This is a genomic window from Streptomyces sp. NPDC001373, from assembly GCF_042895815.1.
In the GTDB taxonomy this organism is placed as follows: Bacteria; Actinomycetota; Actinomycetes; order Streptomycetales; family Streptomycetaceae; genus Streptomyces.
In genome coordinates this window covers 1-11,341 of record NZ_JBIAWQ010000007.1, presented here as the reverse complement: position 1 = coordinate 11,341, position 11,341 = coordinate 1, and the positions used below count along the sequence as shown (strand labels likewise).

Below are 11,341 nucleotides of genomic sequence, written 5' to 3'. Positions count from 1 at the left end.
AGCGCCGCCGACACCGCTCACGCTCCCCGACCGCCGGGGCCCTGTCATGGGCGCCAGCAGCGACATCGAGGAATCAGCCGTCGCACGGGTGCCGTTGCGGCTGTTGCCGCCGTTCTTCCCTGCCGGGTCGTGCTTGTCATAGCCGAGGTGGTCGGTGATCTCGCCCTCCAGGGCGGACTCCGGCAGCCACTTCGTCAGGTGCGGCAGCAGCCCGCCCTCGCCGGCTGCGGCTCAGGCGGCTCGACAGTCTCTGCCTCGGTCACGTTCTCACTGGTCATCGGTGCACCCTCCGTGATCGGGAGTTACACCGAACGAACGATTCACAGTCCCCAGCCACGCCCCGGGCCGAGTGCGGGTCAGGCCGGGCACCGACGGGTTTGCGCGTGGCTCACCTCAAGCTCGCATGGCGGCCACAACAGGCCTCCGCCCACCCCCTCCGAGAGGGTTCATACGGCACACGAAGGCGCTGCTGATACTGCGAGGCGGGCGTGCCGGCAAAAGCAGGCGCAAATGCGGGTGCCGTTGGACGGTAGTAAACTGCTGGAAGCTGGACATTCAATGCGTCGCGTCTGCCTCAGCGCTGCTTGGAGCAGGCTCTTTCTCCGACAATCGAAGGAGGAGCGTTTCACGCCGTACAGCCAGGGAAGGCCTGGCTGAACGCTGATAGCGGGATGACTCAGCAGGCGACGCACCGGATTGGGCGCCATCCGCTTACGCCTAGCAATCTGCCGCCGGCAATCATTTAGGGAGCCCGCGATTCCCCGGCCTGGTTTCGAAACCGAGACCACCGGCCGCGCGGGCCACCGTTCTCTTTCACCCACTTCGGGTGACCAGACGGAGGCCGTGAACATGCTTGCACGGAACGCGAAGAAGCAGCTGGCCGTCACGGCCGCGCTACTGTCCGCCGCCCTGGTGACGGCGGGCACATCATCGGGCAGCAGCTCGACATCCGTCGCAGCGTCCTCATCCGCGTCGCCGACGCCGAACCCGGAGGCGACCAAGAAATATCCGGGCTGTGACGCCCACTTGCATGATGGCGACAAAGCAAAGATGACGACGTTTTCCAACATTCGCGGGGTGCAGTACGCCGAGATCAGCCTCATCTGCGGCCCCGGCGTCGCAACCATGTACAACACGACATTCATGAACAACCCGAAGAGTCCCAGCACCGTGGACACGAACCTCAAAGAATCGGCTCCCCTCGCCTTGTGGAACAGCTTCTCCCAAGACTCGGTGGCACTGGACTACAGCGTGCCGAATTCCCTCAAAAATGGCCCCCGCTTCTGGGTCAACGACTGGATGAAGCTGCCCGTCGGTCCCACGCTGTATTTCAGCGGCCTCTACGCCCGCTGGTTCGCCAACCCGCAATTCGCGCCGGGCATATCCAAGATTTTCGGGGACCCGAAGACCGCCTACAAGGAGACCACCGTAGAGCGCAATTCGTCCATGGGGTTCAACGCGGGTTCAAAGATCTTCGTCCTTGTCGACCCCGACAACCATCCCTACATCATGCAGGCCGGATCCTCGCAATTTGACGCCGGCGAGAACATCCAGACCCTGACGCAGCCGGACTTCGCGAGCAAGCTCCACCTGCCGAGCGGCTGGCAGTACAAAGTCATCACCATTACCAAGCCTCTGACGATCCAGGCCGTCAACGGGAAAGCGACCGTCCTGACCGACTACCTGGCCAACACTTACGACTCCTGCACCTCTCCTTCCACCGCCGCCTGCAGCTACAACCCTCTGACCGGCCAATAGAGCCTGCGATGATGTGAACGGCTCCGTGCACGACGGCGCGGGCCTGAGAGGCTACGGCAGCACTACCACCCCTCATGACCGGCAAGAACACCCGGGCATACTGCCGGTCCAACTGCCGGTCTGTCCTTCGTGCAGTCCGCGGGCCTGCCGAACCACGTCACGGCGCATGAACGTCGCGTGCATGCCCGTCCTTGACAGATGCCTGGAGATCTTTAACTTCGCGGCATTGGGCGACCGCCTATGACGACAAGGAGCGCCCGAGGTCGTGGGGGGGGGCCGGTCGTTGGCGGGTGCGGACCGAACGGCCCCTTCGCCGGCCCTCTGCCCTGCGGGAGGGGGGTGAGCAGGCAAGGCGTGGCGGCCTTCGGTGACGCATTCTGGAGGTGCGGACTTTGCGCACCAACGAAGTGGGTGATCGGCGTGATGTGGTACGATGGCGGTTGGGGCTGGGGCGGCTGGTTCTTCGTGGCCATCGTCATGGTGCTGTTCTGGGCGCTGGTGATTGCCGGGATTGTCGTGCTGGTCCGCTACCTCGCGGGCGGTCATCACGGTCACCAGGGCGGCCCGCCTCCCCCTTCCGGTGAACCCGGGTGGGGAAGCAGGCGAGCGGAGGACCTGCTCGCCGAACGGTTCGCCCGCGGGGAGATCGACGAGGACGAGTACAAACGGCGCCTCGCACTGCTGCGGGAGCACCGGTGAGCGAGAATCGCCCACGGGGGATCTGGCTGGTTGCAGGGGCGGCTGCCGCACTGGTGCTGGGTATCGCGTCCACACTCCTGTTCGCCGCCACCGGCGCCTTCCGCGGCAGTGCCCCGGCAGCCTGGCGAGGGCCAGGCACGCAGTGCAGTGCGCCTGCCCTGAAAGGGCACGTGGTGGATGTGACCGTCGGGGACATGGGGCCGGGCATGATGGGCCGCCCCCACTGGCGCACCCCGGGCCCAGGCCGGCAGGGCATGGGCATGATGCGCCTAAGCGCCGCACCGAGCACGGTCCCGGCCGGTGTGGTGTCGCTGCGGGTCACCAACGTCGGTGCCCTCCCCCACGAAGTGGTCGTGCTGCCCCTGCCTGCGGGTCGGGCCGCGGGGGAACGCCCCGCCGGTTCTGATGGGAAGGTCCCTGAGACGGGCAGTCTGGGTGAGGCGTCGCGCAGCTGCGGTGCGGGGACCGGGAACGGCATCACCCCCGGCGCGATGGCCTGGACCACGCTGACGCTGCAGCCCGGCCGCTACGAGCTGGTCTGCAACTTGCCCGGCCACTACACGGCCGGCATGTACACGGAGCTGGACGTCACACGGTGACCACAGCGCGCCTGTCCAGCACGCATCACGGAGTCTTCCTGCGAGCGGGAGTCGGGCGGCTTGTCCGCAGCCGTCCGAGGCGGGCTGGGCATCGCCGCGCAGCGGGCCCGTCGCTGAGCAGGTCAAGGGGGGATGCTGCGTGCGCGGCCGTGCAGTCGACCTGGTCAAGGGGGTCAGCGGGCGGGGCCGTCGTCGAGTGGGGTGCCGGTCAGGGGGTCCGTTCAGGCCCCTTGACCGCGGGGTTGTTCGCCAGCGGCCGACTGCCCGCCGGTCACCCCCTGGGCGCTCTGGTGCGGACACGTACGCCGACCCCGCCGGCGGGCCGGACGTGTGGGAGCGCGGCGCGCCGTACGGAAGCGGTCTGCGGCTGTACACGGCGGCGGACATACCGACCCTGCAATGCGGACCGGGGGACGTGTGCCTGGCCCATGGCCCCCAAGAGCGAGTCGCGCTTTGCGAGGTTGTCGATGTGACCCGCGCACTCGTCCTCACGGCCCTGCGCGCCACGGGAACCAACTAGGAAACGATGCGTAACCCGCTGCGCGGCACCACGGCCAGGAAGGACGCGGCCCGTGCCCTGCGTGCCTGCCACACCGCCCTGGACAAAGTGGCACGCCCGCCCTCGGAAGACCGTCAAAGAGCACCTCCTCGCTGCACTGCCGCAGGCCCCACCGTCTACGCGCAAGGAGCACGACATGCAGCTCGGCTACCGACCCATCCGGGGGCGTCCGGTCGTGCCCCTAGCCTCGCCGTTTCGGTTGCGGTGATGAGGCGTCCTTGAGTGGTAACTGTCGTGTGGCCGAGGCGATTTCGGTGTTCGGACATGGCGGAGCCCCGGAGCGGTGGTCGGGTTCTCCAAGGTCCTTCGGGTCGTCGGCGGTCAGGGATGTACTGGTCAGCCGGCGGGACGGGGCAGTGCGGCGAGGCGGTGGAAGGCCGTGGCCAGTTCATTTTTCCAGGGCCAGTTCGCGGAGATCCGCAAGCGCAGGCGTCGGCCGCCGCGGGTGAGGCGGGCGGCGACGTGCAGCAGCCGGTAGCGGAGCTTCTTCGGCTCGGCAGCGGCCAGCTCCCCGTCCAGCAGCAGGACGCGCGTCCAGGCCAGCAGGTCGATCGCCGCGAGGCTGAGTTCGAGCCAGACGGCGTTGACGGCGAAGTGGCGGGAGGGGAAGCGGCCGAAGCCGGTGGTCTTTCCGCACCGGATGTGGTCTTCGACGGTGGCATGCCTGCGGTGGCGGACCTCCAGGAACTGGGCGGATCCGCCCCCGGAGTATGGGGTGTCGGTGAGGAACACCTGATGGCGCAGGCCCTCGTCCAGGTCGAACAGGGACAGCTGGGCGCCGGGGTGCGGCCGCTCTCGGCGCACGATGATGCGGGTGCCGGCCGGGTAGCCGTCCAGACTGACCATGCCGGTCAGCTCGGCGACCTCGGCACCATCCCGCAGAGTGCCGTCCTGGTCCAGGGCGGGATGCCAGAGGCGGTCGGGCATGGTCCGGACAGCGCGGCGGACCGGCTCGGTGAGGGCGTATCCAACCGAGAAGAAGGTACGGATTCCTTGTTTCCGCAGGTCGCGGACGTGGGCGAGGAAGGCTTTCGCGGATCCGGCGCTGTCGGCGCGGACCAGGATGTCGGTGCCGTGCCGGTGGGCGCCGGGGATCTGCGCGAGCGCCTGGTCGAGCACCGTGATGTGGTCGGCGGCGGTGTTGGCGCCGGCGTTCCCGGGGCGCAGCCGCCCCGACACGGCCTCGCGGGTGTTCGCGAGGAAACACAGCAGCGGGTGGAAGCCGAAGCCGCCCTTGTAGGTGGGTGCGGCCTGCTCTTTCTCGGAGTGGCAGGTGACCAGCGTGGCGTCGAGGTCCAGGACCAGGCCGGGAAGTTCTCGCCCGCCGGCCCGGGCAGTGGGTATGCCTTCACCGGTCTCGGCGGCCTGCATCCAGGCGACTTCCCGAGCCGAGGCGCGGGCCACTCGCAGCGAAGCGAGTGCAGCCTCGTCGGTGTCGGCGAGCAGCCGCCAGGCCGTCGGTGTCGAGGCGACCGGGCCGAACACCTCGGCCTGGTCCCGCAGCACGGCGAGGTCCGCGATGGCCTCGCCGCCGTCGGCGAGCATCACCGCCAGGTCGGTGGCGATTCGGCCCGGATCATGTCCGGTCCCGCGCGGCCGAAGCGGCCTGAGAGCGGCGGAGTACGCGGCGGTCAGCCCGGTGGCATCGGCAAGATCCGCCAGCAACCGTGCCCCGGCATGCCCGACCACAGCCATCGGCGCTGACACAGATCTTGGGACGCAGCCCGATACCCTGCACGTAGAAAGTGCCCTCCGCCTGGACCGACAGAACCCCTCAGCAAGGTTCATCGTTCCAGGTCAGGAAGGCACTTTCGTGTTTCCGCCCCAAAGCCATCCGTACCCAAGTGAAACGGCGAGGCTAGCCCTTGACGCGGACTGAGGCTGCTCCTGCAACCCCGCCGAAGGCCTCGTCGCCGCCATCCGCGCCACCTCGCGTCGAGTCCGGTGTCCGGTGTCCGGTGTCCGGTGTCCGGTGGGAGCTTGCCTCGACGCGTCGCTTTGGGGCAGGCGCTGTGGCGGTCCGCTCGAACCGGCGGACCGCCGCGCGAGACGGACTATGCCTTGAACAGGTTCGTGAGGAAGGAAACGATCTTCGAACCGTAGATGAGCGCGCTCCGGAGGAACCCCGCCGCGCTGCCGGTGTTCTCTATGGTGAAGGAACTCTCGCCGCTCGCGGTGCAGGACTGTGCGCCCTCAAGCTGGTTGTCGAACTGCACCGTGTTGGAGTTGTCCGTCTGCGTGGGGACCGCATAGGCGTCACATGTCGTTCCCTTCATGTCGAGGGTGATGTTCGCGTGGGTGCCCGCGAACAGCCACGTCGCCACGACCCGATCGTTCTTGTCGCCGGCGTACGCCCCTTCATCCCCCTCCCAGAACGCGTAGTTGGCCAGGTAGTAGTTGGTGAACCTGCGCAGCGTGACCTGTGCGGCGATCTTGCCCGCGGGCAGGGTCGCCGTCCTGCACTGTCCGATCGGGAACGAACCGATCACCGAGGTGCCGGTGGCCATGTCGAAGCTGTCAGGGTTCGACTGGACGTGGTAGGAAATCACGGCTCGCGCCGCATAGGCTCCCTGGTTGCAGACCTTGATCTTGTTGGGCCCCAGGTTGATCGCGTCGAGCCTTTCCTGCCTGGTCGCCTTGATCTGGTCGGCGGCCTGCTGGTCGGGGTCGTTGATCTTCGTCTGGATGGCGCCGGTCTTGTCCCGCAGATCACCACCGTTGACGGCGAGGAACAGCTCTCCGCCCTGCGCGGTGCCCACGGTGATTGTTGAGGTGACGGGCAGCCAGGCGCCCGACTTCCAGGAACCGAACCGGTACACCAGGGTGCCGAGCGGGGCATCGGGGAGCACGGCACTGCGGCTGTAGCACAGCGCCCCGTTCGGTGTGTGGCCGGTCTGGTCCAGGCGGGTCAGGAACGCACAGTCCGCCGTGGTTCCCGTTCCGCCGCTCACCCTGTCGATCGATTCGTGCCCGATGGAGGTGAAGCCCCCGGTGGCGGTGATGTCCACGCGCTGACCGTCGGTGAACCTCCGCCCGGCATCGGTGGACGCGCTGATCGGGTTGACGTAGGCGGACGTCGAAGCCGACCCGGTGTAGACCGCGTTCCTGTCGACGGCCTTCACCTGGTACGAGCCCGTCAGACTCGTCGAGTTACGGCCGTTGACACCGAGGATCAAATGCCCGGCCGACCCGTCGGGGACGGTCATGGGGCGCCGGGTGTCAACCTGGAACCACGGGCCGCTCCCGAACCGGCCGATGAGCGCGCCGGCTCCCACGTGAGGCAGCGGGGCGCCCGAGTCGAAGCACTGGCGCCCGCCCCCCGCAGTCGCGGTCGTCCATCCGTCGGGCCCTACGGTTGCGTTCTTGCAGAGCATGCCGCTGCCGTTGGCATCCACAGCGGTCGCGTCGATGGTGGTGGTCCCGGTCGCGGTGAACTGGAGCCGGTCTCCCCAGGAGAAGCCGACTCCGGTGTCCACGCCCGGTATGCCCGGGAGTACGTTCTCGATCGAGGCGGTTCGCGCCAGCGACGCGGAGTCCGTGCTCGGCGGGGGATCTGCGAGGGCGGGCACCGGGAGTCCCAGTACGACCGTCGTGAGCACGGTGGCGGCGAGTGCCGTTTGGACACTGTTGCGCCGAATTGTTCTCATGCAGTTTCTCCTTCGCGTCTGCGATTGCAGGGAGGGCGACCGGACCGGGCATCGGGGAGCCGGGCCGTGGCCGGAGTCTGACAGCGGGGCCGTCGCGCCGGGCCCGACCGCGCAGAGGAACCTGCCGCGCGAGGCAGTGTCGACGTGCCCATGCCATGAAGCAACCGGGTCGGATCACCCTGCTGTTCCAAACACGGTAGGCACCCGGCGCGGCACGTTCGATTCAATGCCGCCGCATGTTCCTTTTCCGTAATACTCCTGACGCCCTGCCAGGTGTGTCCGGAGCGGCGGAGCCGGGACGGCGAGAGGCCCTGGTGCGACGGAAGGCCGTCGCAAAGTACTGCAAGGACGAGAACCCCAGGAGGTTCGAGCTCCGCGACCGAGCGGTGCGCGCCCCGTTCCAGCAGCGCACGGGCGCGCACGGTCTTCCGGCGCGGCACGAAGTCCTTGGGGTGGTTCCGGTCTCGGCACGGAAAGCCACACCCGGTCGGGTCGGGCGCGGGGGGTGCGGCAGGACCTGGGCGCGGTGCGCCAGCACGAGTTTCGGGCAGGGCGAAGGTCCGGCGCCGGAGTGATCAGGCCGACCGCTCGACCTGGGTTCAGTTCAGAGGTGTCGGCGGCAAGGGGTCTGATGGGTTGCTCCGGCTGGTGTAGTGGCAGGGCCGGCGTTGTGGATGAGTCCTTGGCGGGCCCACTGGGAGAGTTGTCGGTGCATAGTGCCCGGGGTGACGTCGCCGATGTGGCGTGCGAGGTCCCGGGGGTGCCAGCGGCGGTCGGGGTCCGTGCGTGCCTGCGGCGGTCGGCCGGTGGCTGGCCGCAGTCGGCCGCGTGGGCTCTCCCCGTCGCGAGGGCGAGACGGTTACGCCGAAGACGGCCAGGCGCAGCGTCAGGAACATGAGGACCGCCCGTGCATACGGTCTGGGTGCCGTCGACTCCACAGTCATGGGCTGCCACTCTCCGTTGTCAGGCTTCCGCGCCTGAACGCGCTGAGGGCATCCGCCGGGCCCTGGGTATGAGGCAGTCCACTCGATACCTCGCGCGGCGCGGCAGGTCGTCGATCTGCGCATGCCACGACCGGCGCTCATCGGATTTCTCGACCATCCGGGTCGCCATAGGGCGCGGTGCCCGCCGATTGCCGGGTCTGGCGGTGACGATGAGTGACGGCAGGCCGGTGTGTGCCTTGTGGACCTGCCCGGAATCACATCGTCGAGCTGCGGCTCGCAGCCGTCCAGCCCTCGCGCGAGCAGGGGCCGGCCGGGGCGCGGGATCCGGCGGCATAAGGAGGAACCGCACATGATCGCTCCACGCGGCCTTGCCCGTGCACGAAGGGTGGAGGGCGAGGCGACGCCCTCCACCCGGTCGAGGGGGCTCCTGCGACGGAGGCATCGCGCGCTGACGGCCGGCGCCCTCGCCGTGGGGATGTCCTTCGCTCTCGTCCCGGTCCTCGCCGCGCCGGCCACCGCCGCCGGCACCTGCGTACAGTCCGGCAACCTGGTCACCTGCACCTTCAACTACACCGGCGCGGCCGACTCCTTCACGGTCCCCGCCGGGGTCACCCAGGTCGGCTTCGACGCCAAGGGCGCCTCCGGCGGTGCGGGGTCCAGCCTCTTCAACCCCGGCGGAACTGGTGCGGCCGGAGCCGAGGTCACCGGCACCCTCGCCGTCACCCCCGGCCAGACACTGCAGGTCAACGTCGGCGGCGCCGGCACCAACGGTGCCCTGGGAGGGGCATCGGGGGTACCGGGCACCGGCGGCTTCAACGGCGGAGCCAACGGCGGCGCGACGAGGGACGGGCAGAACACCGGCGGCGGAGGAGGAGGCGCCTCGGACATCCGCACCGGCACCTTCGACCTCGCCTCGCGGCAGGTGACGGCCGCGGGCGGAGGCGCCGGAGGCGGCGCAGGCCAGGCGGGCAGCGGCGGTGCCGGCGGGGCAGGCGGCCAGTCCGGTGCCGACGGCACCGCCGGCGCCGGCGGTGGCGGTGCCGGCGGAGGCGGCGCGACCCCAACCACACCCGGTGCGGCCGGCGGCAACGGCGCCGCGGGTACGCTCGGCGCCGGCGGAGTTGGCGGCCTCGCGCTCCAGGGCGGCGGCGGTGGCGGCGGCGGTGTGTACGGCGGCGGCGGTGGCGGGGGAGCGTTCAATTCAGCCGGCGGCGGTGGCGGCGGATCGAGCGCTGCGCCGGCGGGCAGCACCTTCTCCACCGGCGTGAACACCGGCAACGGCATCGTCATCCTCACCTACAACGCCCTGCACGTGACCAAGGCCGCGCAGCAGCAGACCTTCACCGCGGCCGGGCAGACCATCAACTACACCTACACCGTGACCAACAACGGTGTGGCGACGCTGTCTGGGCTGACGGTGACCGATGCGACGGCGGGGGTGAACGTCAGCGGGTGCGGGACCAACCAGCTCGCGCCCGGGCAGTCGACGACCTGCCAGGCCACCTACACCACCACCGCCGCGGACGTCACCGCCGGACACGTCGACGACCAGGGCACCGCCACGGCGACGTCGCCCGACGGCGCCACCGCGACCGCGACCAGCAACCAGGTCACCGTGCCACTGTCCGCACTCACCGTGACCAAGGCGGCGGGACAGGCGCAGTTCACCGCAGCCGGTCAGGTACTGACCTACACATACACGGTGACGAACACCGGCACGACCTCGCTGTCCGGTCTCGCAGTCGTTGACAACGGCCCCGGCACGCCCACGGTGACCTGCCCGGTGACAGCCCTTGCGCCGGGTGACTCGACGACCTGTACCGCCACCTACACCACCACCGCGGCGGACGTGAAGGCCGGGAAGGTCGTCAACGCGGCCACCGCCACCACCACAGGCCCCGGCAACACCACCATCACCACGAACAGCAACACCGTGACGGTGCCGTTCGTCGGCCTCACCGTGGTCAAGGCAGTGGAGGAAACCGCCTACTCCGCCGCCGGCCAGTCCCTGCACTACACCTTCACCGTCACCAACACCGGCAACCAGCCGATCAGCAACCTCACCGTCACCGACAACGGCCCCGGCACCCCGGCCGTCACCTGCCCCGTCACCACACTCGCTCCGGGCGCCTCCACGATCTGCACCGCCACCTACACCACCACCGCGGCGGACGTGAAGGCTGGGAAGATCACCGACAACGCGACCGCGACCGGCACCACCCCCGACGGCACCCAGGTGACCGCCACCAGCAACACCCTCACCCTGGTGGCGTGCACCCCGTGCAAGGACAAGGACCACGGCGGCTGCAAGGGCAACCACCCCGGCGGCAAGCACCACTGCAAGCCGTGGGACTTCGCCTGCCACCGCAACGACCGACCGGACGCCCGGCGCAGCTGACACCCCGGCAGCACCAGCCAGCGCCCGGCACTCTCCCCTCTCCTGGGCCCCGTGGCCCCGCCACACAAGGCGGGGCCACGGGGCCCGGGGCCGGCTCCCTCCCATCCCACATACCGGACGGAACTCGGCGTCCCGGTCCGAGTCGCGGTCCGCGCCGATGTACCCGTTCCACGACGGCCGGGAGTGTCTAGTTTTTCGTGTGAGCCCTGGTGGGGACTGTAAATCGTTCGATTGACAGACCTCGTGGCGAAACGCAGTCGGCCCTGGGAACCTGCCGGGTTCCCAGGGCCGTTGGCGGTGAGGTCAGTTATCGCCGGTGCGCCGGTGCTGACCGGTGCCGGTCTCGCTCTCGTTGAAGTGACCCCTCAGGTCCCGACACTTCCGTTTTATGCCGCGAGGTCCAGCCGTTGATAGCAGCGGACCCTCGCCTGGTACGGCGTGATGTAGCCGATGGTCGAGTGGAGCCGCTCCCGGTTGTAATGTTCCGCGATCCACCGGAAAACGTCCTGCCGGGCCTGCGCCCGGGTTTCCCAGACGGTTGTACCGATCTCTGCTTTCAGGACGGCGAAGAAGCTCTCCGCGGCGGCGTTGTCGAAGCACGAACCGGTGCGCCCGGTGCTCTGCCGGATGTCCAACTCGCCCAGCAGGGCGCGAAATTGATGGGACGTGTATTGCGACCCGCGATCGGAGTGAAAGATCGCGTTTCCTGCCGTGTGCCCGCCCTCGTGGGCCATTCG

At 69.1% G+C, this 11,341-nt stretch carries 6 protein-coding genes and 2 pseudogenes; 4 read left to right on the top strand and 4 right to left on the bottom strand.

The window, feature by feature from the left end; genetic code table 11:
• Window positions 1-81 precede the first annotated feature (81 nt).
• Window positions 82-278, bottom strand: a pseudogene (locus ACFY15_RS17585) (transposase); the annotation flags it as partial.
• Window positions 279-843: 565 nt separating this feature from the next.
• On the opposite strand from ACFY15_RS17585, the gene ACFY15_RS17580 reads away from it, so the two are divergent.
• From ACFY15_RS17580 to ACFY15_RS17570, 3 genes are all read left to right on the top strand, one after another.
• Entirely contained in the window at window positions 844-1,758 is a 915-nt protein-coding gene (locus ACFY15_RS17580) for a hypothetical protein (protein WP_390686711.1), read from the top strand.
• A gap of 411 nt (window positions 1,759-2,169) precedes the next feature.
• Complete coding sequence (locus ACFY15_RS17575) at window positions 2,170-2,457, top strand: SHOCT domain-containing protein (RefSeq protein ID WP_390686712.1); 288 nt, start codon at window positions 2,170-2,172, stop codon at window positions 2,455-2,457.
• Window positions 2,458-2,627: 170 nt separating this feature from the next.
• Entirely contained in the window at window positions 2,628-3,056 is a 429-nt protein-coding gene (locus ACFY15_RS17570) for a sulfocyanin-like copper-binding protein (RefSeq protein ID WP_390686713.1), read from the top strand.
• Between the two features lie 895 nt (window positions 3,057-3,951).
• Here the strand turns inward: ACFY15_RS17570 and ACFY15_RS17565 are convergent.
• Window positions 3,952-5,353: pseudogene (locus ACFY15_RS17565) on the bottom strand (IS1380 family transposase).
• A gap of 316 nt (window positions 5,354-5,669) precedes the next feature.
• Window positions 5,670-7,091 carry a hypothetical protein gene (locus tag ACFY15_RS17560; RefSeq protein ID WP_390825745.1) on the bottom strand — a complete coding sequence of 474 codons (1,422 nt, stop codon included), beginning with the start codon at window positions 7,089-7,091 and terminating at the stop codon, window positions 5,670-5,672.
• Between the two features lie 1,464 nt (window positions 7,092-8,555).
• On the opposite strand from ACFY15_RS17560, the gene ACFY15_RS17555 reads away from it, so the two are divergent.
• Window positions 8,556-10,604: a hypothetical protein gene (locus ACFY15_RS17555; RefSeq protein ID WP_390691785.1), complete on the top strand. Its 2,049-nt coding sequence runs from the start codon at window positions 8,556-8,558 to the stop codon at window positions 10,602-10,604.
• 386 nt (window positions 10,605-10,990) lie between these two features.
• Here ACFY15_RS17555 and ACFY15_RS17550 read toward each other — a convergent pair.
• Window positions 10,991-11,341, bottom strand: a 351-nt coding sequence (locus ACFY15_RS17550) for an integrase core domain-containing protein (RefSeq protein ID WP_390825744.1), incomplete at its 5' end; no start/stop codon positions are given.

What these genes read in the sequence shown, in the direction of transcription:
- ACFY15_RS17555 (WP_390691785.1), top strand. Translation starts at nt 8,556, where the DNA reads ATGATCGCTCCACGCGGCCTTGCCCGTGCACGAAGGGTGGAGGGCGAG.